Source organism: Lysinibacillus odysseyi 34hs-1 = NBRC 100172 (assembly GCF_001591965.1).
Classification (GTDB): Bacteria; Bacillota; Bacilli; order Bacillales_A; family Planococcaceae; genus Lysinibacillus_B; species Lysinibacillus_B odysseyi.
On record NZ_BCVX01000002.1, the window covers coordinates 453,413 to 479,883 of the forward strand.

Annotated in this window: 25 protein-coding genes; 4 read left to right on the forward strand and 21 right to left on the reverse strand. The window is 40.4% G+C overall.

Annotated features, from left to right (window positions below; translation table 11 throughout):
• Positions 1-452 precede the first annotated feature (452 nt).
• The 9 genes from BOD01S_RS04875 to BOD01S_RS04910 form a co-directional block, all read right to left on the reverse strand.
• Complete coding sequence (locus BOD01S_RS04875; protein ID WP_063180277.1) at positions 453-926, reverse strand: hypothetical protein; 474 nt, start codon at positions 924-926, stop codon at positions 453-455.
• A complete protein-coding gene (locus BOD01S_RS23635) occupies positions 927-1,073 on the reverse strand; it encodes a hypothetical protein (RefSeq protein WP_244887268.1) in 147 nt (48 codons plus the stop codon).
• A 34-nt stretch (positions 1,074-1,107) separates the two neighbouring features.
• On the reverse strand, positions 1,108-1,431 hold the full coding sequence (locus BOD01S_RS23640) for a CdiA C-terminal domain-containing protein (RefSeq protein ID WP_063180282.1): 324 nt from the start codon (positions 1,429-1,431) through the stop codon (positions 1,108-1,110).
• Positions 1,432-1,649: 218 nt separating this feature from the next.
• Positions 1,650-1,811, reverse strand: coding sequence for a hypothetical protein (locus BOD01S_RS23200; RefSeq protein ID WP_156117003.1), 162 nt, complete (start codon positions 1,809-1,811; stop codon positions 1,650-1,652).
• Between the two features lie 42 nt (positions 1,812-1,853).
• Positions 1,854-2,330: a DUF2247 family protein gene (locus tag BOD01S_RS04890; RefSeq protein ID WP_036150747.1), complete on the reverse strand. Its 477-nt coding sequence runs from the start codon at positions 2,328-2,330 to the stop codon at positions 1,854-1,856.
• A 4-nt stretch (positions 2,331-2,334) separates the two neighbouring features.
• Positions 2,335-3,954: a ribonuclease YeeF family protein gene (locus BOD01S_RS04895; RefSeq protein ID WP_063180285.1), complete on the reverse strand. Its 1,620-nt coding sequence runs from the start codon at positions 3,952-3,954 to the stop codon at positions 2,335-2,337.
• 543 nt (positions 3,955-4,497) lie between these two features.
• Positions 4,498-5,742: a PDDEXK-like family protein gene (locus BOD01S_RS04900; protein WP_036150750.1), complete on the reverse strand. Its 1,245-nt coding sequence runs from the start codon at positions 5,740-5,742 to the stop codon at positions 4,498-4,500.
• A 224-nt stretch (positions 5,743-5,966) separates the two neighbouring features.
• Positions 5,967-6,386, reverse strand: a complete 420-nt coding sequence (locus BOD01S_RS04905) for a hypothetical protein (protein ID WP_036150752.1) — start codon at positions 6,384-6,386, stop codon at positions 5,967-5,969.
• A 12-nt stretch (positions 6,387-6,398) separates the two neighbouring features.
• Complete coding sequence (locus BOD01S_RS04910; RefSeq protein ID WP_052124692.1) at positions 6,399-6,653, reverse strand: DUF1413 domain-containing protein; 255 nt, start codon at positions 6,651-6,653, stop codon at positions 6,399-6,401.
• Positions 6,654-6,978: 325 nt separating this feature from the next.
• Between BOD01S_RS04910 and BOD01S_RS23205 the strand changes: the two genes are divergently transcribed.
• Positions 6,979-8,349, forward strand: coding sequence for a flagellin N-terminal helical domain-containing protein (locus tag BOD01S_RS23205; RefSeq protein WP_036150753.1), 1,371 nt, complete (start codon positions 6,979-6,981; stop codon positions 8,347-8,349).
• 204 nt (positions 8,350-8,553) lie between these two features.
• Here BOD01S_RS23205 and BOD01S_RS23645 read toward each other — a convergent pair whose 3' ends face one another.
• The 7 genes from BOD01S_RS23645 to BOD01S_RS04940 all read right to left on the reverse strand — a co-directional run bounded on the left by BOD01S_RS23645 (position 8,554) and on the right by BOD01S_RS04940 (position 18,282).
• Positions 8,554-8,775 (reverse strand): ATP-binding protein, encoded by a 222-nt coding sequence (locus BOD01S_RS23645; RefSeq protein ID WP_322786762.1) that lies wholly within the window; start codon positions 8,773-8,775, stop codon positions 8,554-8,556.
• Positions 8,768-9,241, reverse strand: coding sequence for a helix-turn-helix domain-containing protein (locus tag BOD01S_RS04920; protein ID WP_052124693.1), 474 nt, complete (start codon positions 9,239-9,241; stop codon positions 8,768-8,770). The genes BOD01S_RS23645 and BOD01S_RS04920 overlap by 8 nt, the downstream gene beginning before the upstream one ends.
• 712 nt (positions 9,242-9,953) lie before the next feature.
• Positions 9,954-10,082 carry a transposase gene (locus BOD01S_RS22845; RefSeq protein WP_143815071.1) on the reverse strand — a complete coding sequence of 43 codons (129 nt, stop codon included), beginning with the start codon at positions 10,080-10,082 and terminating at the stop codon, positions 9,954-9,956.
• A gap of 459 nt (positions 10,083-10,541) precedes the next feature.
• Positions 10,542-14,360: an S-layer homology domain-containing protein gene (locus BOD01S_RS04925; protein ID WP_036150754.1), complete on the reverse strand. Its 3,819-nt coding sequence runs from the start codon at positions 14,358-14,360 to the stop codon at positions 10,542-10,544.
• Positions 14,361-15,048: 688 nt separating this feature from the next.
• A complete protein-coding gene (locus BOD01S_RS04930; RefSeq protein ID WP_036150755.1) occupies positions 15,049-15,768 on the reverse strand; it encodes a WecB/TagA/CpsF family glycosyltransferase in 720 nt (239 codons plus the stop codon).
• 123 nt (positions 15,769-15,891) lie between these two features.
• Entirely contained in the window at positions 15,892-17,160 is a 1,269-nt protein-coding gene (locus BOD01S_RS04935; RefSeq protein WP_036150756.1) for a nucleotide sugar dehydrogenase, read from the reverse strand.
• A 645-nt stretch (positions 17,161-17,805) separates the two neighbouring features.
• Complete coding sequence (locus tag BOD01S_RS04940; protein WP_036150757.1) at positions 17,806-18,282, reverse strand: IDEAL domain-containing protein; 477 nt, start codon at positions 18,280-18,282, stop codon at positions 17,806-17,808.
• Positions 18,283-18,619: 337 nt separating this feature from the next.
• Here BOD01S_RS04940 and BOD01S_RS04945 point away from each other — a divergent pair, with 337 nt between their 5' ends.
• Positions 18,620-20,185, forward strand: coding sequence for a hypothetical protein (locus BOD01S_RS04945; RefSeq protein ID WP_036150760.1), 1,566 nt, complete (start codon positions 18,620-18,622; stop codon positions 20,183-20,185).
• A 17-nt stretch (positions 20,186-20,202) separates the two neighbouring features.
• On the forward strand, positions 20,203-22,956 hold the full coding sequence (locus BOD01S_RS04950; protein WP_036150762.1) for a DEAD/DEAH box helicase: 2,754 nt from the start codon (positions 20,203-20,205) through the stop codon (positions 22,954-22,956).
• A 435-nt stretch (positions 22,957-23,391) separates the two neighbouring features.
• On the opposite strand, the gene BOD01S_RS04955 is transcribed toward BOD01S_RS04950, so the two are convergent.
• Complete coding sequence (locus BOD01S_RS04955; RefSeq protein WP_052124694.1) at positions 23,392-23,832, reverse strand: single-stranded DNA-binding protein; 441 nt, start codon at positions 23,830-23,832, stop codon at positions 23,392-23,394.
• A gap of 248 nt (positions 23,833-24,080) precedes the next feature.
• Here BOD01S_RS04955 and BOD01S_RS04960 point away from each other — a divergent pair, with 248 nt between their 5' ends.
• On the forward strand, positions 24,081-24,509 hold the full coding sequence (locus BOD01S_RS04960) for a YwpF family protein (protein ID WP_036150765.1): 429 nt from the start codon (positions 24,081-24,083) through the stop codon (positions 24,507-24,509).
• A gap of 44 nt (positions 24,510-24,553) precedes the next feature.
• On the opposite strand, the gene BOD01S_RS04965 is transcribed toward BOD01S_RS04960, so the two are convergent.
• From BOD01S_RS04965 to BOD01S_RS04980, 4 genes are all read right to left on the reverse strand, one after another.
• Positions 24,554-25,051 (reverse strand): hypothetical protein, encoded by a 498-nt coding sequence (locus BOD01S_RS04965; protein WP_036150768.1) that lies wholly within the window; start codon positions 25,049-25,051, stop codon positions 24,554-24,556.
• A 94-nt stretch (positions 25,052-25,145) separates the two neighbouring features.
• Positions 25,146-25,529, reverse strand: a complete 384-nt coding sequence (locus tag BOD01S_RS04970; protein ID WP_036150771.1) for a hypothetical protein — start codon at positions 25,527-25,529, stop codon at positions 25,146-25,148.
• Between the two features lie 99 nt (positions 25,530-25,628).
• A complete protein-coding gene (gene fabZ / locus BOD01S_RS04975) occupies positions 25,629-26,063 on the reverse strand; it encodes a 3-hydroxyacyl-ACP dehydratase FabZ (protein ID WP_036150773.1) in 435 nt (144 codons plus the stop codon).
• Positions 26,064-26,166: 103 nt separating this feature from the next.
• Complete coding sequence (locus tag BOD01S_RS04980) at positions 26,167-26,460, reverse strand: DNA-directed RNA polymerase subunit beta (protein ID WP_036150775.1); 294 nt, start codon at positions 26,458-26,460, stop codon at positions 26,167-26,169.
• Positions 26,461-26,471 lie beyond the last annotated feature (11 nt).

The window sequence follows — 26,471 nt, forward strand, 5'->3', positions numbered from 1 at the left end:
AAAATATCATTATTTGTTTCTTCTAAAGAAGTAATTAGTCTAAATAAAGTAATTTTTCGCATAAACTTTTGGATTCAAAACTTTGATATCTCAAATTTAATCCATATACTCCTCAGCAATTCGTATACTTCTCTTTAAGTTTAAATCTAGGTATCTTTGATCTAGGCAATATATTAATTCAATATACTTTTTACTTTGTAAATTATAAGCCACTTCTTCAACAACCTCACTTAAAAATGAAAGTTCTGTTTTTTTTGTACAAACCTTTAAAAAACTCAAAGTCAAGTTTTCATCTTTACTTAGTAAAACAATTAACTCTTCCTATTCCTGCTCAATTCTTAGGTCATTATCATCTAGTAATGCTCGTGCACCTAAGACTGCTCTAACTTTTAGGTAGATGTTAATTTCTTCTATAATTATAATGGTTTTATTCGTTTATAATAACCAAATGCCTAGTTTGGCAATTTTTCTTTAATGTAAGAATGTTCAAGAAAACTAAGCAAACTCTTGGTTAAATATTTTACCTGGTATTGATCTAAATCACTATTGACAATTAACTGACCATTCTCTTTTCTAAGTAATTGATCCGAACCGTTTTCTAAAAACAATAGATTTCCGCCAACTTGTCTCATAAGATTCCCAATAACTTTAAACAAAACTTCTATTCCTTGATAGAAAGTGTTACCAAATAATTGAACTCTAATGCATACATTTACATCTAAATCGTAATGCCTTCTAATAAAAGCTATGTCAGATATATCCTCAATTTCTAGAGCTAATGAAAAATACTTAATCCCAATAACTATTTCTTCTTCACTAATGTGAACAGTTATCTCTTCGTTCACAGATTCAACTATTATACTTCGAATAATTTCCGCCAGGGATTTACAACTTAAATTAGAGCTTAAAAACAATTCGTAATCCATTTATTTCTCCTCTCCAAATACTCGTGTAATTTTTCCGTCGTTCACAATAAGTAATTCTTTTAAGTTTTTCAAATCTCCATTTGGATTAGCTTTTCTTTGAATACCTTCAGTAATTTCAAGAATTTTCTCAGGTGGAAAATTATCCACATTAAGAACAATTCTTTCTGCCTGTGTTTTTGTTTTACTTGTTATGGGTCCTAAGGACATTATCTGTCTTCGTATTTGGTGTTGGAGCATAACAATCAAATACTTTGCCTTCAATGAGAAAATCTGGATTAGATGTTGCTTTTATACCGTGACCATTACCGCCATTTACTTCATTTAACATTTTTATTTCATAGCCCTTATTTGCCAAGAACTCTGCTGTTTCATTCTCTTTCTTAACACCAGGTGAATCACCCTTTGTGTATTCTCCTTTTGGCTTACTCCCATTAGGTAATGAAGATTCAGTCAGATTAGTATTACCCGTAGCCTTATGCCCTGGCAATAGGATTTTATAGACCATTTATAAAAAACACAAACCACAATACAAGCGCCTAGCTCACATTATGGTTTATTGATTGTATTGTAAGTTCTGCTGATAGGATTGAAAATAAAATATCTGGATAAATTATTATGTGTCTAGCTTTCTTAGAAGATATAGACAATGAGTTTGCGTCTATTGCTGACTCTAATCTATAAGCATTAATCAACATCAATTATCTAAAAGGAAGATTATTTTTACTACAAACTAAGCTCTAGCTCATAGATTAAATTTTGTACCATTTTTATATTTTCACTTTTTAATAATTGAGGGTTTAATACTGATACAAAGCTTAAAAACTTTTGTGCATTTATGAGTGTCTTTTTTACAAAGATATCTATATCAATTAAACTTTCTTTCACGATGGCTTATTAGTCCATCGTTCTCTTTAAACTCTCTAGTTATTATAATATTAATTGCTTCTCCGCATCCAAAAACTCCTCAACAAGTTCTTTAATTGTATGTTTTGAATCAGATGGATAATAAAATGCATCCGATACTTTTCTAAAAAAGTCATACATATTTTGGGGCGTATTAAACATTGAAAAAATATTTTCAATTTCTTCAAAGATATTTTCATCAGAATAATTATTATATGCCTCTTTTATAATACTATATAACCACTTATGATACTCTTTAGCCATGTCTTCCGAAGAACTGTCAGAGATTATTCTTTCAAGTATATCATCTACTTTATCTTCTACTTGTTCCCACGCCAATTCAAGGATGAACTCATTATTAACATTAGGATTATTCTTTAGATATTCGGTAGCGTAATTTGTTACTTCTAAGGAAGATATTAACTTAAACTGTCTACCAATAAATAACGTAGCCCAGTTACAATTAAATCCATTTTTCTCAACTATTTCGATTTTATACAATTTCCTATTTCCCCCATTGATTTATTTTTCCTGTAACTTTGCCACCAGGTATAAATGTTCTATGGGTTACTGTGTTAGTCTTAGGATCTACCACCCATTCAAACACTCCATCTTTTGTTTCTTTCGTCTGTATCATTTCAGAGGCGTTATTCTTAACCTTTACATATTTCGTTTCATACTTAACCACTGAACCTTCTATCTGATACAACGAATCCATATGTCCTTTTTTATTTGGCAAATCAAATCTTTGAGCATCATCTGCATAATTATCAATTATATCATTAAAGTTATGATAAAAATCATCTTTTAATGCACTACCTACTCGTGGATTATCTAAAACTGGATGCTTAAGTTCACCCGTACCCCTACCCCTATCAACAGCCTTACCTACATCCCTCGCAGCCCCTGCAACGTCTCCTGCCTTATCCAATAGCTTCGCAGGCTTAAAGAAGGTAAACCCGATCGCCATTGCTTTTTCAACTGCTGTTGCTTCTGGGTCCAGTATGGTCCGAATATCCTCCGTAAAGAAATCGAATACATACTTGGCAGATGGCCCCATAGATTTGGCATATAGCGCAAGCCCGTCCGGTGTACCTGAGCCATTTCCCCCAAGCACCTTCCGCATGCCTTCATAGGTAAGCTCTTCCTTCGCCGAATAGGTACCAGGTGAGGACGGGCTGCTAACATCCATGCCTTCTGCCTGCTTGGCCAGTGCAGCATAGATTTCCTCCAGATCTGGATCGCTGCTTTTGCTTACCTGCTGCACCGTTTCACTTGTTTGATTGCCTGGTGATAGGTTCCCTAAGCCGAGCATCACAGGGCCATACGTTGGGTAGGACTTTTGCGCAAATCCGCCAAAGCCGAATCGGATCGGTGCCATATTGGATAAGGAAGCCTGCAGCATCAGAGTAAGCTGATTCTGTTCATGCAGCGCATGTGCCACACTGCCGACTGGTGCCTGCTGGGCAGCTATCGCCATGCCCAGGCTGGAGCGGGAAGCCATCGCAGACCAGGTATCAGCTGGGAAATTGACATCTGTCAATCCCGCCTGGAACAGCCCTTCGATGTTTTTCACCCATTCCTTCATCGACTGAATACTTGTTTCAATGGGGAGCAGCTGTGCCGTCTGCGTGCTATCAAATGTATGTAGCGCCTCTACCGTATCATCCCGCTTTGTTTTGGCATCCGCGATACTTTCATGGACAAGCGTATCATCGAGTTTCGGCAGGCCGACAATATCGGCTACCTCGTCCATAATGGCATTCGCTTCGTCTGTCAGCGCTGTCGTGATATCAGCGCTTGCTGTGAGTCCTTCCTCCACCGTTGTTTCGAGAAATTCTTCTACGATATGCCCATCATCCATCGGCTCTAATGACGAGAGTGCCTGCTGGGCCTGCTGGAGGATTGTATTGAACTCCTCTTTAAACGATAGGAAATACTGAAGAAAAGGAAGATGGCAGGACGTGTAGAAGTCGCGGATTGCCTGGCCGCCCTCCCCTTTCAGCGCCTCCTCCATGTTCGTCAGTTCCTCTACTGCCTTCTGGATGGCGGTTATTTCCTTTTCCAGCCGGTTCATTCGGTTTATGTTACGGGTCAATCCATCTTGGAGATGATCGACATCCAATACTTTCGCTTCTTACAGCTGTCCGCTGAAAGAAGCGAAAGTATTGGATGTCATGGATTCGAAAAGGTGTTCTTTGTGCAAGCACAAAGCCGAATCCCGACGCAATTACGCCAAGGCGTAAATTGATTAGGATCACCCACTCCAATTTATCTAGAAGTATGTCCTCAGCCTTCTAACATAGTTTTCTACATACTACTTTCTCTTTAACACAGGAAAACCTTGAACGGCGCTGTACCATCCAAGGCAAATAATAACCATATTATTACATAACAAAGAACTTCTCTAACATCGCTTTTCATCCTGTTTTCTCTAGTCTATTTTTGTCTGTTTAGCCCTATAGAAAAAGAGATGAATATAAATCTATCCTCTTACTTTTGTATATCTGAATATAGCCAAGAATCCCAGTTTAGTTGATACAAAGATAAATTGAAGTAAGGCAGATGGTTGGCGCGAAAAACTTGGATAAGCCTAGAAAGCGCCTGTAGTTGTTTTTGCCTCTTTTATCCACTATCTTGATTTGCTGAAGGAAGAAACCTTTCCTACCTACCAGTTATTTATCGGTTTACGAGGCAGATTCAGTCGTTCAATAAAACGGGAATCCAATAACGTATGTATACCTTCCAAGCATCTCTCTATAAATAACCGAAATGTTGCCTCATCAAATAAATTACTGTAACAATCTGATAAACCGGCCATATGAAAATTAGGTCTCTCCTCTTCATGTAAAGGCAGGTACTCCCAATGCAAATACAAACCGTCCCGATTAAACTTCTTTATATGGGGCAGTAATGTTTGGATATCCTCAGGAGCTAAATACTCCCTCGACTCATCTTCAACTGATAGATAAAAACCAGCATATAAATAATGGTCTATCTCAATGGAGAACCAAAGATCATTCCCCTCTATTACATCCTGTTTATATAAATAATGAAGACCCGGCAATCCATTGCTGCGTTTAGCATAATACCCTTTTGTTCTTTCGTAATCATTGTAGGCATAGTCATCCTGTATATGTAATTTCTCCATCTCTATTCCCGCTTCCAGTGCTTGGAATAACCGTTTCATCAGTAAAATGCGGGCCTCGTTTATATTACTCTCTATTTGAAGGGCACTTTTCATATTCTGGCTGCTCGATGCAAGTAACTGCTGAATCTCCATTTCCTGTTCATCTCCTGACTGGTTCGTAAATAACTTGATTGTATCTAGAAACTGCCATAGCACCTCTCTAATAGAAGAAAGCCGGATAGTCTCCTTTAAGGTAATGCATTTTTCTATCCACGAAACAATCGACTCCTTAAAGGAAATGCATTGGATTTCTTTCTCCGTCAAGCTTCCTATGCTTTCCTCTCCAGGCATGGAACCTAGTGGTGTCAAATAATAGAGCGGCGAATTTACCGCAACCCGGTAATAATCTTCACACTGTTTGGCCTGATCCTTTGCATAAATTTTCACTTCAATCGGAACAGCATAATTTCTTGTCTTAATATATAAATCAATCCGGCGGTTCTCATCGATAACATACTCGCGGTATACCTGCGCTGTTTGGAAATCTTTTTCGGTGAACGTTAATTGCAGAACAGATTGAACAAATAACCGCAAATAGATATCTCCCTGTCCATGACTTCCGTGGGGGTCCAATAATTCGTGAATCACCCTGCATATCGCTGTTTCTGCTGTGCCATTCCCTAAAATCCGAAAAATATTAAAGTTCTTGCCCGTTTTTTCATTGATTAATTGATACTTCTTGGAGATACTCGTTACTTCGTTTAAAAGTAATTGTGTTTTCATTATCAATCCCTTTCTTCCCCTTTCCCTTTTTATTTCAGTCAGTCTTTTCCTAACTTTCTACAGAAGCTGACACTCTGTAAGTCTATTCACATTCTTATAAAAGAAAAAGCCCATCGAAGTTCTTCCTTCGGCAAGCTTTCTCCTATTTCATATTCTGTTATTCCCCTTGCAGTCAAATGAAGGAGCCTTGGATCATTGCTGCTTGCGAAAGTGAATCAACACACTTAACATTCAATCAATGTTTCGATGAAATCCTGGTGGCCTACAAGTTCGATACGCTGAATCTGTCCCCATTTCTCAATCTCGACAGGCTCATCATATACCTTCAGGACTTCAATCTTTCTGATATGGCGATATGACTGACGTGAAGCATCAAAGTGGTAATCTCCTGTAATAACGCCGACAAGCTTTGCGTTAAACTTCGTTGTTTGGCCAGTCCCTACCAATACATAGTCGCCGACAGATGCCCATTTACAGAACTGATCAAATCTGCGGAGAATCCGGGTATTATCAAGCGGCAGACTGCTTTTATCGTAGCCCAAATAGTCCGCATCAACTCCTTCCTCATCCAGTCCGATTTCCTTTCTTGTAATAAACTCTTCTGCCCAATCTTTAAACGTTTTCATCGCCCAATAATTTGTCACATTAATCCCCCATTATTTTAATTTATACTTTTGTTGATTTTGCGGTGTTTTATCGGTCGACTCTATAAACGAAGCCCCTTCATGTTGAACATACGATAAGAACATACTGCCAAGTTTAGTCCGGTCTCCTCTTCCAATGCGGTTCCACTCGAATCCCCGGAAAAGGTCCTTTACAACGAACTCCCCATCCTCACGTCTTACATCCTTCAAAGATTGCTTTGCATGTTCAAGCAATTCACTTAGCGAAGTAGTCGAATTAATGCTCACTTTAATCACCCTCTCTGATTTTTTGTGATTGCAATTACAAGCTATTAGCTAATAGCTATAACCTATTAGCTATATGTTATCACAAAAAATCGAAAAAGCAAACATAAAATAACCCCTAAAAACCATCCATTGAAAAGGCAATTTACAGCATGCTTTCCCACATAAGCGCCCAGCTGATAAGGTAGTTCTGGAATTGCAAATATGGCTACCTCCACTTTACATTCACTGTCGTACAACAAAATACTCCATTAGACATTATTAAATGGTCTAAATTGTAATTTAGTGGTATTATTTTAGTATAAATTGAAATTCAGGGAGCGATTTAATGAGAATTCAATATAATCAAGGACTATTCACTCAAAATCGATACAACCACACAAATACTGAATTAAATAGCACTTTAAATAAACTTTCTTCAGGCTTGCAAATTAACCAAGCTGCAGATGATGCTGCTGGATTAAGTATTTCTGAGAAGATGAGGGCACAAATTCGCGGACTAGCTCAAGCTGGAGAAAATATTCAAAATGGGATTTCTCTTATTCAAACAGCTGATGGTGGATTAGCTTCTATCGTAGACCCTAATTTACAAAGACTTAGAGAACTCGCGGTACAAGCTTCAAATGATACTTTAACGGATGAAGATAGACTGTTAATACAAAAAGAAGTAGATCAAATAATAAGGGGTATAAGCGATATTGCTACCAATACAGAATTCAATGGTATGGCTTTACTCGCAGGAACGTCTAATAAAGATGGACAACAAATACCTTCTGGTTCTTTAGCACAATATGTTAAACAAATTACATCAAGTGGTGGAATAACAGATACGTATACATTTGGAGGAAAAGATTACGCTAGTGCCATTATTGATTTTAGTAATATTACATCACCAAGTGACGTAGCTAAATTAACAGAAAAAGGGGTTAATTACACTTGTTGTACTTGTACGAAAACCTATAGTATAAAATTTGTAAATGGCAATCCGGATACATCCAGATTAAATGACTTTAATCCTGTGATGGAAGTGGATATCAGTACTATCACAAACGGGACAGATTTAGTTAATAAAATCATGGAATCTGCCTATGGCCAAGCAGGGTTTGTTTATGATCCAGATAATCCATCTACTCCAAGCAATGCAACAAGTTTTGTAGATCACTTTTCACAGTTAGCAGCCGATGGTGGGAAAATATATATTTATGATAATAGACCTGAAAATGCTAATGAGAATTGGCCGGAAAATGGGTCTGGTGTATTTGATCTTAATGTTTATGGTGAAGGACAGGAAGAAGAAGACTTTTTCTTACATTTGGAGATGCAGGTTGGAAGTAATACTGGACAATCGGTTAGAGTATCAATTCCCAATGTAACCGTACAGAAACTAAAAATCGATCCTCTACCTGTTGATACTCAAGTGAATGCAAATGCAGCCATTACTAAAATTGATGAGGCAATAAAAAAAGTTTCAAATGCAAGGTCAACTGTCGGTACATACCAAAATCAATTTGAACATGCATACAACAATGTTAAAAATGCAGAAGAAAATTTAACAAAGGCTGAATCACAATTACGTGATGCCGACATGGCAAAAGAAATGTCTACATTAAAGAAAGATCAAATTCTCCTACAGTCCTCACAATCTATGATGGCTCAAATCAATCAAATGAGCCAAGGAATTCTAGAAATATTAAAATAATCCTATTTCAAACAGCACCGATCCACTACAGGATCGGTGCTGTACTATTTTCTTTAACAAGCCATCCTTATTATGATACGGTTCACCCTGTCTTACTAAATAGTAAAGTGTCATTATAATCGAACCAAAAGGTTATATCCTTTCGATTCGGGGGACTGTCAATATTTTTATGTAAATGATTATTCAACTCTTCAAGGTAGATCGTCACTTCTGTATGTGAATAACTTTGTGTGGAGCTTTGTTTTGGATGGATAGGAAAAGGCTAGCTCTTCTACACCAAAGGCCCTGGCTAAATGTGGTTTTACCAACACCAGTTGTACCTAAAATGATCCGGTTTTCTCCATTGGCAATGAAGCGACATGTACACATCTCTTTTATACGTTGCTCACTAATACTAGGCTGAAAGGCGAAATCAAACTCATGAATCGTTTTGCTCTAAGGCAGTAAATTCGATATATCGTTTTCTTGAATAACTTAGAATCACGAAGAATGCATGTAACGGTCTCTTCAAACCATCCACTAAAAACTCCGCAACATTCTCTGCCCAGTCTACTTGTGCCTGTCGACCAGGTTTTGTTTCAAATCGAACTTTTGCCTGCTCCTTAGGCGCCGTTCGATAAGAACTTACAAAATCCCGAAAGATTGTACTTCCCCCTTCATAACCAAGCTTTTGAATTTCTTCTAGTAAAACAACACAATTCGTTGTCCCTTCTTTAATGTGCTCCAAAATATAGGGTTTGTAAGGATCTAAATTGCTTCCTTTTGTAACACGCTTTTTTGACTGTGGTACTGCATCAGAATGTAAATACTTTCGAATGGTTTTGCGGTCGAATCCAGTTTCTTTTGCGATGGTAGTGATTGTCCAACCTTTCTGCTTCAATTCTCGAATCATAAAAAAACCCTCCACTAATAACGTTATACCTACACTTCTAATCTATCTCTACTTGAAATAGATTATCCGTGATAAATGGGGGATTTAAAACTGTTATTAATGTAGGTTTTAACAGCGTTACTCACAAAGGACACATTACAATGAACCTCTCTCGATTATTAAGGCCAACAAAGTCACAAATGTTGTTTGCAGCATCTTTGGTTGAGTGGATTTTTCTTTCTCTAAATAATCTGGACTTCTTTACAGTACTATATCAACGCTTATGATACCTTTGACCGATACCTTATTCTGCTTCTCCGCCAACTCCCTCCTTCAAATAAAAAAAGCCTTTCACTCCACGTCGGAATAAAATGCCAATTATTATAATATTTAATATTTATTCTAAATCAAATATGAGATGATGTGAATTTACACATCACTCCTCAGCCTAAATGAACCTCGATATTTTTATATACAGGATTTAATAAAATCTTCCCTTTAAAATATTCAAACTTACGGAAGCCATAGACATTTCGCTTGAACACTTTCTATTTATTATTAATTCCTTATAATAAACCATTTAAATAATCAAAACTAAAACTATTGAGAATCTCAACCTGCTAGTTTTTAAAAGTTTAGCTTATTTTTTCTCTGTTTATCCTCCCTTGCGGTACAAAGCTTTCAGTCCTGCTTTAATCAATTTCATTTCTTTTGTTATCTTCGCTTATACAAACTAGGCTTTACATAACTCCTTCAAACCATATACTTCTTTTAGATCTTTAGACATCGACAGATACCATCTTAAATACCATGGAACTGTTTCCGTTAATTGATCGTTTAGTTTATGGAGAACATGGCGCATTCTTTTACCTCCTCATAATCCTGGAAAATCCATGTTAAAATCCATAAAGCACAGCTCACCTTTCTATTACTTATTTCTCAATAATCAAGTATATGAAAATTAGTTATTATGTTTATTCTTTACATCAAAATTGAATGAAAAATCTTACAATTATTATAGCATCCTAATTTTATATTGGAAAAATAATATTTCAGGCATAAAAAAACTCCCCATTCGATAAACAGATTTTTAATCTATCTACCTACTAGGGAGCATACCAACCGGCGTATCACTAGCTATTTGTCGTTCATGCCCAAAGATGTACTTATTTTTGAACTCAGGCTTACCGATCAAACTGTGTAAAAATCCACCAAATACTATAAAACCTACAGTAGATGATCATACACATGCTGGACGTATACAAAAAGCTCTATGAGGGAAATCCGCCTCATAGAGCTTTCACTATTATTAGTTAATAGCTTATTTAACAGTAATCACTGGAGTAGCAATTGAAGTACCTACTGGTGTTACAGTAGATGTCAATGTAATTGTACCAGCGTTGTCATCTGCTGCATTAAACTTATCAGCAGTGTTTAATTGGATAGCAGCAGCAAGATTTGTTGCTTGAACAGCAGGAGTTGCTAGTGTACCAGCAGACGCTTCTACTACAAATGTTGTTGGTGTTGTTGTTGTACCAAATGCTACAGCAGTATATTCAACACCATCAATAACTACTTTTTCACCAACAGATAATTGGTTAGTAATTGTGAAGGCTTGTGTTGCAGCTGTACCTGTTGTTACAGCAGCCGTACCATTTACTACTGCATTTAATACTTGAGGGGCTGCAGATGTTGAAACTTCAACTTCAGAAGCTGCACCTGTTGTAGTAGATTTAATTACTACTTTGTCTCCTGAAACAGTCGCAGTGCCTGCAAATTTAGCATTAATAGCATCAGCAACGCCTTGTGCTCCTGTTTTACCTGCTAAGTTAATTACTTGAGGACCAGCATTGTCAATATCTAAAGTAAATTGCTCCCCTGTTGCAAATGTATAATCTGCAGCAATCGATTTAGAAGTATATTCAGCAGCTGTAGCTACTGATGGTAATACACCTTGTGTAAATGTGCCTGAAGTAATTACCCCTGTAGTTTTCTTTAATGTTACATTGGCAGTGATATTTTGTGCTACACCAGCAGCATTTTTAGCATCTGCGTAAGTAACTGTTAATGTACCAGCAGCTAAAGTAGATAGTGTACCAGCTTGAACAGTTGTAGTGAATACCCCTGTATTAGCGCCAGTTTCTAGTAAAGTAAGTGATAATGTAGCATTTGCACTATCTTTTAAAGATACTGTTGCAGTGTCTACAGCCGTTGCACTTAAGTTAAGATCTGCATCTGCTAAAGAAATTGTTAAATTACTAGCAGGAGTAGAAGTCAAATCTACTGTAGTATTTGGACTTAATGTTAATGCTCCAGTAACTGGCGGCGCTGGCGTAGTTGGTACAAGTTTTTTAATGCCACTTCCAGCTGGGTTAGCAGCAACTAAATTAATCACTTTAAACGTAATTGTATCACCATCAACATTATATGATACTGTTACAGTTTGATCATCAGCCGCATATTGATTTAATAATGTTTCCCAACCAGTCTCACCAAATACTTCGTTACCATTTGCTCCATAGTACTTAAATGTTTTGCCTGATACACCTGCATATTTCACAGGTTTTTTACCAGCAAACCATAAAGAATTGCTGTCTGAACCTGAGTCAGCTGGATTGTATTGATTCACATAACCAGTGTATGAAGCTGGTACTTCTTGTGAATTTGTGAATGTAGCAGTTGCTTCTTTAGAAGTAAATGCATAGTCTTTACCATCTGTATTAACTGCAATACCTGTAGCAATTACACGTACAGAAGTAGTTTTACCGTCAACTGATTTAACTTCTAAGTTTCGAGCTGGTGTAACAACAGTTCCTGTCGAAGAAAGCGTTGCTTCATATGTTTTTGTTAAGCTACGGTTTGGTGAAATAACTTCACCATCTACAGTGATATCGTTATCGCCAGTATTGAAGATTGTATATGTTGCTTTCTTCACTGGAATACCAGACATTTTTTTGCCGCTTTGGTTTACTAATTCTGCAGCAAATACTGCTGTTTCACTACCATCAAATTTAGTTACAACTTTAGTTAAATCAGTTGATTTGTATGATTTAATTGCTGAACCATCTAAATATGCAGCTTGGAAGTGAGAAATTGGAGCAACTTTTGTTGGCTCACCTTGGTCTAATTGACCTTGTTTCGCATCTGAAGTATTAATATCAATCCATGCGATTGGTGTTGCATAATCATTCACAAGATCACTTGCAACGATAAATGTTGCTTCACCTTTGCTATCTGTTTTAACAGAAATTTGAGATTTTGTATTTCCATTACCACTAGTTGGATAGAATTTATCAGTGTCTGGGTTTACAAAACCAGCTTTTGTATTTGTTGCAATTACACGGTCTAGATCTTCGTTAAATGCGATGTTTACAGTTTCATTTTTCGCTACTGCACCATTCTTATCTTTAACAACTACTTTATATTCGCGACCGTTACCTTCACCAGTTGCAGCAACTTCGCCACCATCACGAGTTAACTCAATAGCGTACTCTGCTTGTACTGCTGCAAAATTAACTTTAGCAGCCGTTGCTTGTAAATCTGAAGCATCATATTTTTTACTATCTGTAGTTACACCATTTGTAGTTGTGCTGTGTGTTTCAAATACTACTGGAGTTGCTTCTGCATTTGTACCAGAAACTGTGAATGTTGCTTCACCTTTTGAGTCAGTAGTAATTTGTGCTACTTCTGTATTCGTATTGTTGCTTAATTGAGCAACTTTAACACCATTTACAGAAACGTTTTGTAACTTGTCAGCTGTTACATTGATGTTTTCTAAGACAGAAACATTGAATTTTTTGTTAGCTACCGGTTTGCCAGTTTTTGGATCTTTATAAGTGATTTTATAAGTTTTGTTCGCACCATTATTAATTGTTGCGCCTGCAGTTACTTCTTCAACTGTTAAGATTGTATCAACGCCCCAGAATACATAACCCACTGCAAACTTAGAACGATCACCAGTAGCATAAGCAGTTACTGCATCTGTTTTATCTGTATAGCGAGTATAAGTATATGTTGCGATACCATTCTCATCAGTATATGCTTCACCAGTAATTGTTGGATTAACAGCATCGTTATTGTTACCTGGTATGTTGAATGTTACTGGAATACCAGCTTTAGACTGACCTTCAGCAACAGTTACTTTAGCTTGAACTTTCACTTCTTGGCCTAATTTACCTTGTACAGAAGAAGATACTAATTCTACTTTTGAAGGTACTACTGCAGCGATACCTACGAATGTACCAGCTTTTTCGCCGTCAACCTTAACAGTATACTCTGTACCACCTTTTTGTGATTCAGTAGTTAATACCGCGGTGCGTTTGCTAGTTTGTTTTACAACTGCATTTGTAACTTTTAAACCATCAATCTCAAATTTAACTTTATCGATGCTTTCGATATCTTCTTGGAAGATTACTTCAACAGTTGTATTGTTGATTGCTTTAATTTCGAATGGAGCTACATCAGAAGCTTCGAAATTAATTGTGTTATATAAGAACTTGGCGAATTGTGCACGAGTTACGTTTTCTAATGGGCGGAAGTTGCCACTTGAAGTTGAAGAGATTTCAAGATCCATTAACGCTTGGATTGCATCTTCGAACTCTGCACGAGCGTTTGATAAGTCCGGAATACGAACGTTGTCAACGCCTTCAGCGATTTCTACTAAAGATTGTCCGTTAACAGCAGCGTAAGCACCGTTTAGTACTTTAGCCATTTGTTGACGAGTGATGTTGTTACCTGCCATTAATTTACCAGCAGCACCACCGAATACGCCTTCGTCTGCTACTAATGCAGCATACTTAACTAATTCTTGGTCTTTTGAGTTTACTGGTACGTCTGTGAAACGAGCTTTTGTGTTCCAGTCAGATGGAATTGCAACACCGTTAGACTCAACCCAGCGTCCTAGCATTTTAACAACTTGGCCACGTGTTAATGCTGCTCCTGGTTGGAAAGTGTTAGTTGAAGCGTAACCGTTAATGATACCAGCTTCAGTTAATGCGTCGATGTATGGAGCGAATTCGTTGTTTTCAGATACATCTTTAAATGATGCAGCTGAAGCTACAGGAACGATCGCTGATGCTACTAAAGTAGCTGTTGCAGCAGTTGCTACAAACTTTTTGTATTTCTTTGGTTGGTTAGCCATTGAAAATTTCCTCCTCGAATATCGATAATAATCTAGTTACCCACACTAAAAAACTATCAGTGTGAAAAACTAAGTACACACTAAAGTTTATAAGTATATATTTGGTATGTCAATTGTTTTTTGGTAATAGTTACATAAGTAACTATATTTTATCCAATTAACATATTAATCTTCCATATAAACGGGTAACTTGGAATCTTTTACATTATGCCATAAATGAAAATGAAAAGACAGCGATTTCTGTAAAATTCATATTTTTTGTCAAATAGTTGCAATAAATATCATATAATCGCAATACTTTTTGACTTTTCAAACACTTTTTCATAATAAAAATAGGCACCCTTTACATATATGCACCTCTTACCCTCTTTATTAATGAAATTTCAAAAAGATTGATAGGACGCGATTTATCGACATCTTTCGTCAAAAAAATCACTCCTAAAACAACAAAAGGCGGATCTGTTTTTCACAGATCCGCCTTTTGCGTGCCATTCACAACCACTTATGAATGGCAAGTGGGCTACCAACCGTTTCCTTGCAGGGAAAAATTAAATCTATACCTAATAAGAGGAAATCTTACTATCATTTACAGTGTAGCACTTCCTTTGAAAAAGAACAATGTATTATTACAAATATTACATAAATAATTTTTAATGTCATAATTAAACAGATTTTTATTTTCCGGACTTTATTTTGATGACTTATTCTTTGCCACTTCCAGTAGAAATAATGGCAGCTTAATCTGACGTTTGATACGATGCGGTTCTTTAATTAAGCGGTAGAACCATTCCATACCAACCTTTTGGAACGCCTCCGGAGCCCGCTTTACATTGCCTGCCAATACATCAAACGAACCGCCGACGCCTTGGTAAATAGTCGGATGCAATTGACCTCGGTTTGCATTGATCCAGTTTTCCTGCTTCGGTGAGCCCATGGCGACAAATAACAGGTCGGGCTTTGCCGTATTGATTTTATCAATGACCTTTTGATTGTCCTGTTCATACCCGTCCTGTGTGCCGGCAATCTGGATACCTGGGTAAAGCTCCTGCAGCTTTTCTGCTGCCTTATCTGCAATACCCGGCTTACCGCCGTACAGGAAGATCGGCTTCTGTCTTTTAGCAGCTTCTTCGCATAGTCGAAGCATCATATCTACGCCTGTTACGCGTGATGTAATTTGGCCCTTTTGGATTTTGGAAGCGAGAATGACACCGATCCCGTCTGGAATTTGAAATTCTGCATTGTTTAATAGTGCTTTTAATGCCGGGTCCTCTTTTGCTTTTATGATCTTCTCCGGGTTGATCGCAACGATCAGCGACTTTTGCTTTGTTTCGATGCGTTCGAATACTTTTGGAATCAGTTCATCATAGTTCTCCGTATTTACCTGGATACCCAGGACTGTTTCTTTCATCTTGGTACCTTCTTTCCTATATATAATTTCTCTTCATTATTGGTATACAGATATCTTCTTATAAGAAGTCTACCCATCATAAAGAAAAGCAGCGCGCTTATGCACCCTGCTTTCCTGTCGTTTTTAGTTTTTGGCGTCGCCCAGTAAGTGGAACTCAAAGCCTGCTGCTTCCCAAGCACCGCGGTCCAGACAGTTTTTCGTATCGAAAACAATTTTGTTTTTCGCTTGAATCGAAGTGACATCAATTGTCTTGAATTCATTGTGATCTGTCAAGAATAGGAGGATATCTGCGTTTTTCGTTGCTTCCTCCAGGTTTTGCGTTTGTGTTGGGTGCTTGTTTTCCTTAATGTGCGGATCGAATGATACGACATTCAGGCCAAGCTTTTGCAGTTCGTCAATGACAATTGTTGACGGGCTTTCACGCATGTCGTCAATATTGCCTTTGAATGCTAGTCCAAGTACTGCCACTGTTGCACCTGCAATGCCGGCCTTGTTCAGGATGCTTTGCGTTTTTTGCGCTGTGTAGCTAGGCATGGAATCATTTGTGTTACGTGATAAGTGAATGATCTGCGCTGTTTCGCCACCAAGCTCCACTAAGAACCATGGGTCAACTGCGATACAGTGACCGCCTACCCCTGGACCTGGGAAGTGGACGTTTACGCGTGGGTGGTAGTTCGCGAATTTGATTGCTTCCCAAATATTCACGTCTAACTTTTCCGCAAGCTTCGCCAGTTCATTCGCAAATGCGATGTTCACATCACGGTATGTGTTTTCCATAACTTTTACTAGTTCTGCTGTTGTTGCATCTGTTAAATGAATCGTACCTTGTACGAATGTTTCGTAAAGTTCTTTTGTCAACTCGGCAGATTTTTTATTAATACCACCGACGATCCGGTCGTTGTTCACAAGCTCTTCGAATACACGACCTGGGATAACGCGCTCTGGTGAATGGGCTACAAATAGCTCTTCGCCAATCTCAAGGCCCGTTTTCACAAGCTCTGGCAGCATAATATGTTCAACTGTTTTTGGTGGTACTGTCGACTCTAAAATAACAAGATTGCCCGGCTTTACGTAAGGGACGATTGATGCTGTCGCCTGGCGTACGTACTCAAGGTTTGCTGTATTGTCCGGATTGATCGGAGACGGTACAGCGATGATGAAGATATCCGCTTCCTGCGGAGTCGTCGATGCAGTCAAGAACCCTTCATCGACTGCTTTATTTAAACGCTCTTGCAAGCCCGTTTCCTCGATATGCAATTGCTTTTCTTGAATACTTTTCACAGCTGCAGGATTCACGTCAACGCCGTGTACCTTCACACCGTGATTTGCAAACATGACTGCCGTTGGAAGACCGATATACCCAAGCCCAACGACACAAATTGATTTTGACATTGCTTTGACTTCCTTTCAAATTCGAAAAAGAATAGATACTTATTTTATAAACGTCTAGGAATGTAGTTTAGTTCCTGAAACTTTTGTATAGGTTCCACTAGCTTTTTCACTAGCCCGCTCTAAAAGAACTACCTTATAGTATACAACTTTGCGCCGATTGTGGGAAATAAATTTTATCCAGCTTAGGAAGTGGACAAATGAATTGGTTTTAAACGTTGGTGAATCCTGGGAGGAAAGCTTTTTTCGGAGTAAAGAGAGCGCTCAAGTATTCTTTGCGATCTGTTTTTTCTATCCATATTCTTAAAGGGTCTTCTCCACCCTTTACTAAAAACAAACTGCCCTTCTACCCCATCATGAATCTATCTCTCCCAAATAAAAAAGCCCTCTTTCCGCCGTAGCAAAAAGAGGCAAATATGGGTTGAGGAAAGATTCATCCAAATTACATGAATCTAACCAAAGTATAGGTTGAATAGTATTGTTTTTCAAATATTTTCTACTATAATAATTCGGAAAACCACATGCTTTCTATTACGGACGCCATTCGCTCTGTTATTTTAGAGCGAAAAAGTACTCCTCTATTCTTTTGTAGTATAAGAAAACACCGAGGAAATGTTTTTCATCGGTGTTTTCAGGCAGAGGAGCCGCTCACATTGCATAGCCTCCGTTTAATTTTTCCTTTTGTGTCATTAAGTCATAAAATAGTTCTTCATTGCGGTCAGCAAGTGCTACATCGATCAGACGGGACAGGTTCGATTCTTCCAGTGTGTGGATCAGCTCGGCAATTTCTGTATCCAGCTCATCCGCTTCTGCTTTCACCGGCTGGATATCTCCTGCAGAGTTTTCTAAAATCGGCATGAGGTGCTCATGGACATTGGATACAAGCAGCAGCTGATATAGCGGTAATCGGATAAATCGGTTGCCACGCTGGAACACGAATACCTCCGACATGTTTTCCACCTGCATTGTGTTCAGGTTGACGATCATTTCCTTGCCTTCAATCGGAATAAAATGGTACACTTCATCGTCCTTTGTAATCGAGAAATACTGGTAAGCAAACACAAGACGTAGTTTCGTTCCCGATACTTTTGTATAAAACGGCTTCATGAACTGCACAGTAATCATATCGATACCCTCCTAGTAGTTAACGTATTCTTTAGCCCTCTAAAATAATACTGGCCCTGCGTATTTGTTTGGCCTGATTTTCAGGCGTATATGGCTAGTCATTTAATACACTATCAATCGGAATATAGAATTTGATGGGTCATAGTAGTGTGACAATTGCTTTTGCAAAAACTGCTGTGTTATTTACTACTTATTATGCCCATACTCATACTGTTTCAAACTTCAATGAAAAGAAAGTTCCTCCTCATCTGTTTTTCCATTTCCAATCTCCCGCGTTTACGTGCGGATTGAATTCACGTTATAATAAAAGGAACGACTTTTTTAGGAGAGATAGATTATGGGGCTTTCCATTCCTGCTATTGCACGGAACAATGCCGATTTTATTAATAGAGAGTTAGAGAAATATACGCAGGAGCTCCATCCTTCATCAGCGGAAGATGAGGAGCTTGTGCGTCGTGCGGTCTTTTCAGTACGCAATAAATCCGTTCTATTTGAGCGCTATAATACAGCTGTCGAGAAATTGTTTACTGTTGTGCAGGATGTGCGTCCGGCCGAGGTGACGATAGACTTTCGGTTCCAGCAGGCCAGCTGCACATGCCCGCAGCCGCTTTGCCGGCATCAGCTCGGCACATTGCTTGGTCTTTACCAGTATTACGGTTCTGTGCAGGACTGGGCGTCAAAATGGCGGGCGGAAAAGTCAGTTCAGCTGAATCAGCTGGCTGCAGAGCGTACACCTGAAAGCTGGGACCGGATGGTGGATGAGGTAATGGCACATCTTCTTCCTGCCGGCCGCCGGACTGAGAGCTATTTGGTGCCGTCCATTCTCGACAATGCCTTTACAAAGCTCCGCCGCTATACACCGCTTGAACGTGAGTGGCAGCCGATTTTCAAGCTGTATACCGAGCTTGCCGTGCTGAACAAATTATGGGCGCATTTTCTTGCAACTGATTCGCCCATTCAGTCGGATTACTTCCAATATGCGATTGATAAGCGCTATGAATACGCGGAGGATTTGATTCATGAGCTGAGCAGCAAATCCCGTCTGTTTGCAACAGACCCGTTTTATGATGCGATGCAGAAAAGCGTACGTGAGCTTCTGATGCAGGAGGGGGGCATGCCGCACTTACGGATCAACTTTTTCCTTCTGTGCTGGGAGCATATTTTCAATGATAAAAAGCGTGCTGCGCAGGAGTTGGACACACTGGCAAAGATCGACAGCCCGCCGGATATCCCGCTTGATATTATACAGCTTGTTTTTTATATACTTTTAAAAGATGAAAGAGCAACTGAGAGACATCTTACACAATTTGATGCCGCCCATATTTCACTTTATGAAGCAATTGTCCATTTTGCTTTTAATATAGGAGAAAAAAATACAGCCGCACTTATTTTAAAGGCGATGCTGCCCCATTTACACCAGTATATTCATCAAATGCTTCCGCCACACAGGCGACAGCAATTTACCAACAGCCTAAATCTTTTATATGCTGAAATCGAGCTGACGGAAACAGAGGAGCTGCTGCTTTACGGAGCATTCGGCCGCTACGGCATCCAGCCGTACTCAGACTATTTGCTGCAAAAAGAAAAGTATGAGGAATGGACGGCGCTTCACCAGCTGTATTCCTCTTCTATTCCTTATTTGGAATCGATCGGCCTGAAGCAGGTGCTATCTGAAAAACCTGCCGCCGCCCTGCCGCTTTACCACCATTATGCGATGGAGGAGATCCGGCAGAAATCCCGGATGAACTATAAGCAGGCAGTGCGCATCTGGAAGCAGATGAAATCGGCCGCAAAAAAAGCAGGCAAGACAACTTATTTTACTGATTATATCGAGACAGTAAGGACACAGTTTAAACGGCGGCGCGCCCTGCAGGAAGAACTCGATAAGGCACAATTACATTAAAGGAGTAACAAAACAAAATGATTGAAACAGCACCATTTGTAAAGACGCTCCGTTTAAAGATTGAACAGTTTCGACCCGGCTACTATTCGCTGATTGCCTTAAATGAGGACGGGCTGATCCATGCTGCAGAAAACTGGGCACAATTGCTTTACTACAGATACGAGCCGAACTTTTACGGACTGGCTGCCAAGACAGACGAACGCGACTTAATCGTTCCGGCCGCTGATTTGCTTGATGTGCTGTCTCCACGGTACCGGCATCCGCTTCTCCGGTTCCAGCCGGCAGATGCCCTATCAGCGGAGATACTTGGGCAAATCGAAGAAGTGCTCAGCGCATGGCAGACCGGCGACTTTTGGCACGATGCCCATCTAACAGAAGACGGGCTTACCTTTAACAATCACCAGTCTAACCTGCTTGAACAGGCTGCCTCACAGCGATTATCTAAAGCAGGCTTAACACTTGATGACGTGCCGGCTCTCCTGCCATATTTCCAAAACGGCGGCTGGCCGCTGCAAACAGAACGATTGGCCGGGAATGTCCAGGTTGCACTTCGCTTAAGTGAGCCGCTTGAGGATGAGGAGGACTGGCTGCTTGAAACAGTACTGCTTGCCCCGGGTTCTATGAAGCACTGGACGCCTGCAATCCGCAAACGGACACTACCGATTGAAATGGCTGTTCCTGAAAAATGGGCTGATCTCGCCCCGGATATTGAACAGCTGCAACATCAAATCACTGCCCTATTGACGCTTGAAAACCATGCACCGTCACCTAACTACTTCCTTCATCTGCGCTTGGCGGATGCAGATGTCCGACACTTCCTCCAGCATGATCTGGCAAAGCTGCAGGCACTCGGCTTTGAAATCATTCTGCCGGCCTGGCTGAAGGAGCTGAAGCAGTCGAAAATGAAGGTACGGGTAAGTGCCGGGAATACTTCGGCAAGAAAAACAGCCGGGCTCGATGATATTTTAACGTTCCGCTGGCAGTTTTCCATGAACGGCGAGGAGCTGTCTGCCGAGCAGTTCCGGAAGCTTGTCGAGGAAAAGCGTGAATTTGTCCGGATTGGCACAGAATGGTTCCGCATTGATGCGAATTGGCTGAATGAAATGCGCGAGCTGATGAACCAGGCAGAAGAAGAAAACTGGACGGTACGGGATCTGTTATTCCAGGAGCTGCCCGAAACATTAATGGAGCCGCTTGAAGACCCGGATGATGCCGAGCGTGATGACCCATTATTTGCTTTTGAAATGCAAAAGTCGCTGCAAAGCTATATCGAGCAGCTGCAGCATAAGCAGGGACTGCCATATATCGCGCCTTCACCGAATCTTCACGCAGAGCTGCGCCCGTACCAACAGCAGGGCTATGAATGGCTCGTCTTTATGCGTGAGCAAAAGTTCGGTGCATGCCTTGCAGATGATATGGGACTCGGGAAAACGGTACAGCTTATTTCCTATATTTTATACATGGTCGACACACTAAAAACAGAGGAACCGACAATTGTCATCTGTCCGACTTCTGTTCTTGGCAACTGGCAGAAGGAGCTTGCCCGCTTTGCCCCAACGCTGACAGTGCATACCCATTACGGTGCAAACCGGTTGAAGGATGAAGAGTTCGCTCAATTTATAAATAAAGAACGTCCACACATCATTCTTTCAACATACGGAACGATTTCGCAGGATGCCGAATTCCTGCAGTATACGGATTGGTCAGCAGTTGTGCTGGATGAAGCCCAGAACATCAAAAATATGCAGACGCTGCAGTCGCGGTCGATCCGGAAGCTAAAGGGTGCCCATCATATCGCTCTTACAGGTACACCGGTAGAAAATAGATTATCCGAGCTATGGGCCATTTTTGACTTTATGCATAAAGGCTATCTCGGCAGCTTCGGTAAGTTCCAGGAGCAGTTCATCCTGCCGATTGAAAAGGACGACTCCGAAAAGCATAAACATGTGCTCCGTATGAAAATTAAGCCATTTTTATTGCGGCGTACAAAGCGGGACCCTGATTTAATGCTGAATCTGCCGGATAAGCAGGAAACACAGGAATTCTGTCCACTTACAGCTGAACAGGCGGCACTATATGAAGGGTTCATTGAAGATACACTTGCCCAGCTCGAAAAGTTAACAGGCTTTGAGAAAAAGGGCCGGATTTTAAAAATGCTGAGCAAGCTGAAGCAGTTATGTAATCACCCTGCCCTTTATTTAAAAGAGCCGTTTGAGGAAGCACGCATTGAGCTGGAACGGTCGGTAAAGGTAAAGCGGATCGTCCAGCTTGCCGCAGAAATAGTGGAAAACGGTGAGCAGTGCCTTATTTTCACGCAGTATATCGGTATGGGACAACTGCTGCAGCACTGCTTCTCAGAGCTGTATGATATTGATGTACCGTTCTTGACAGGCAGTATGCCGAAGCAGCAGCGGGACCGCCTTGTGGAAAGCTTCCAAAGTGGAGAATTTCCGATCTTCCTGCTGTCATTGAAAGCTGGAGGAACAGGATTGAACCTTACTGCCGCCAACCATGTACTTCATGCTGACCGCTGGTGGAACCCGGCTGTTGAAAACCAGGCAACAGACCGCGCCTACCGCATCGGCCAGACCCAGTTTGTGCAGGTGCATAAATTTATTACGATTGGGACAATCGAAGAAAAAATCGATAAAATGATTGCGGTTAAATCGGCTCTATCCGAAGAACTCATCCAATCCAGTCAGTGGTTAACCGAGCTTGATGATGCCGAGCTGATGGATTTAATGACACTCGATACCGCCGTTCTGAAATAGTTTTTGTATACTTGGCCTTCCCTCTCTTTTTTGAGGGAGGCTTTTTTATTGCGTGGATTTCGAGGTGTATTGCGCGAATTCAGGGAGCTATTGCGCGAATTGGGCCGCCCATTGCGCGAATCAATACTTTTTCCCTAGAAATTCTTGAACTTAAAAGCGCCTTTTACCGATTATCCAAGCAATACAAACACATAAGTAAGTTTTCTCAAAAAGAGGGAGAGCCTTTTATGCCGCACGCATGAAAGGCTCTTTATCGGTTTCTTTTCTTTATTCAATTGTCAATTAGGAGAATAACGGCATAGATAGCGAATATGCCGGTATTAATTTGTGTGGGGGTCAATCATTGTACAGTCGTTTTTACAGATTTGATTTGAACATTGACTTGCTGTAACGAAAAGCAACTCGTTTTGCTGTTTACCTTCTTGCAATTGCGTGTTAAATTGTCACTGGTTTTGCATTTGCTTCCTCATCCTCAGAAGGAAGCACAAAATGCGCTGCTACATCTACCTCATCTTGTCCTGCCTGGTTTGAAGCTTTTATCGCAGGCTGCCCTTCCCGCTGCTTCAAGGCATAAAATCGGACATCCTCGACAACGACCTCTGTATTGTAAACTCTGATATTATCCTTATTCACATAAGAACTGGATTGCAGCCGGCCGTTGATGCCGACAAGCGACCCTTTGCCACAATAGGTTGCAATGCGTTCCGCCAGCTTCCCCCATGCGATGCATAACAAATAGTCTGCATCGACTGTGCCCTGGCTGTTGCGGAAATTGCGGTTAATGGCAAGTACAAAGCTTACCGTTACTTTTTGATCAGATAGCTGCCGCAGAGTCGGATCTTTAGTCAATCGTCCGACGAGCCCGACTTGATTCATATCTTCACCTCCCTTCACTACAGCCATCATAAGGGAGAAGGGGGCACCGTGGCAAAGCGCGGAAATGAAGATTTGGACATTCTTTCGCTATCTAAATCTATATTTTGTAGCCTGTCCAAATTAATGAATTAGGCATATTGTACCAACAATACCCAATATGCCTATGTTTGATAAATTGCCCGATTTTTCGAATTTCCTACCATTCGGTATGGTATAATAACCTAAAAGGAAAATGGGGGTGAAGAAGGATGAAAACCTTTAAAATGCTAGCGTTTGATTTGCTTAAAGCAGATGGCAGCACGCAAAGCATCCCATTAACGGATGGTATTATTATCAATCAGGAAAACAGCCATAACTCCTGGATTCTGGAGCTGTATATTGCTGATGAGCACCGGGGGGTATTTAATCCGTTGCTTGCTTCCCATGAGGTGTTTGAAGCAAGGGCCGTTATTTCGTTTCCGGATAATGAGCCGGCACCGTTTTCCCTTGTGGTGAACCAAATCGTAGAAATCGGCGACTATGTATCGGTATTATGCAAAGGGACATTAAAAGCGCAGCGAAAACGTTATGCAGAGCTATTACTGCAGGAGCTGATTGCAGAAGGTCTTCCGAATGACGAGCTGCTTACACGTTTTGAGCGCGGGATGAAGGAACGCCCGAAACTGAAAAATACGTAACAAAAGCGTGACTGCCATTTCGCAGCCGCGCTTTTGTTGTTTTTTTATCGAGTTGTATCTCGGTCGACACGGTTCTTCGCATCTTCTACGATGTCTTTCCCATCGTCAACGATTCGATCAGCTGCATCATCTACATCGGTAGCCGCTTCATCAAGAACGTTGTTATCGTTATTATCGTTATTTCCTCTAATACCGGCATCAGGGCCTCCATTGTTATTCGTGCCGTTATTGCCAGTCTGGCCATTGTTGCCTCCAGCACCGTTCATATCATTTCCTCCGTTAGAGGTAGCCCCATTGTTGCCGTTATAGTCTTTGTTGGATGTCGGTGTATCGACATTGGCATTGTCATCATTCATATAAAGACCTTCAGAGCCATTATAATCATTATTGATGCCATTGATGCCATTATCATCATGTGGTGTCACAATGTCGCTTGCACCTTGATCCTCCGCCGGTGTTTCGTCGTCATTATTGTTATTGTTACATGCTGCTAATGCACCTGTCATCAACACAACAGCTAAACCGAATTTCCACTTTGCCATAAAAAATCCCCTCCTTTCTCGCCTCATGATTAACTACAAGGTAGTCAACAGTAGAGTGCCCGGGAAAAGAGGGAACTATCCTAAACTTAAGAATCTATTTTAATTGTTGTTTTAAAAGTTGCTCCACATAAGCGGCTTCCGCCTTGCAATGGAACGTATAGCTCGTACCCAATTGCTTTTGCATTTTTTCGATTGACTCGATTTGTTTTTTTGTTGGCTTTTCGTTCAAAATCTTTGCGATTACCTCGTCGATTTTTTTCGCCATTTCCTCATGGAATTCATGACTCATTAATACTTCCTGCGGCACTTTATCGAACCAAGCCGCATTTTCCATAAAATATTTTTGCCAACTAGCGACAAAATCTTCCATCGAGAATTTATCTTCATCCCAGCCAATACTCGCCAAATACGACTCAAAAGACGTTGAGATAGAACGGGTAATGCTTATTTTGACGCCTGAAGACAGTTCTTTATACATCTATTTAAAACCTCCTACGTTGTAAAGCCAAACCTACGTGTCCTAAAAATCGTGAACTTCAACCTTCTTATTTTATATTTTTTATTCTATAAAAGCAAATTACTCCTGAATTGGCCCTAGTGCAAATAAAATTTCAGCTTCACAAACAAGCTCTCCGTTCACGGTAGCAGTTCCTTTGCCTTTTCCCATTTGACCGCGCAGCTTAATGAATTCTACCTCCAGGCGCAGCTGATCACCGGGTACAACTTGGCGTTTAAAGCGGCAGTTGTCGATGCCTGTTAAAAATGCTAGACGTCCTTTATTGCCTTCAGCATTCAGCAAAGCCACTCCGCCTATCTGTGCCAGCGCTTCTACAATCAGCACGCCCGGCATTACCGGGTAGCCTGGAAAGTGACCGTTGAAAAAGTCTTCGTTGATCGAAACATTTTTAATACCGACAGCTCGTTTTCCCTCTTCTAGTTCTGTAATACGATCTACAAAAAGAAAAGGATAGCGGTGCGGTAAAATGGCTTGAATCTGTTCTGCACTTAACATTTGAATCCCCCTATCATGAACTATGTATGATCCGATTTCTCCCACGTATGTGACCTCATTTGGCGATTAAAGCCGGAGCCCGGCCGATTACAGCGCGAACTCCTTATTCTTTACCGTTTTTAATATCGAGGATATGCTGCCATGTTTCCCATTTGAGGGCATCACCGGCACTTCCTTCCCCAATAACCGAATAGCCGAAAATCACACCAATAATCGCCACTGCCAAAAATAGGACAGACACGATGATAATCCGCAGCCAAATCGGCAGAAGTCGAAGCCGCACCCAGCGTTTTTGTTTGTCACCGTTGTCTTTGGCCGGTTCTACCGGTTCCGGTTTTGTCTGTCTTCTCTTTTTCGGTTGTTCCTCTGGTAGAGGATGGTTTAAATCGTTCGTCATTGTTCGTCTCC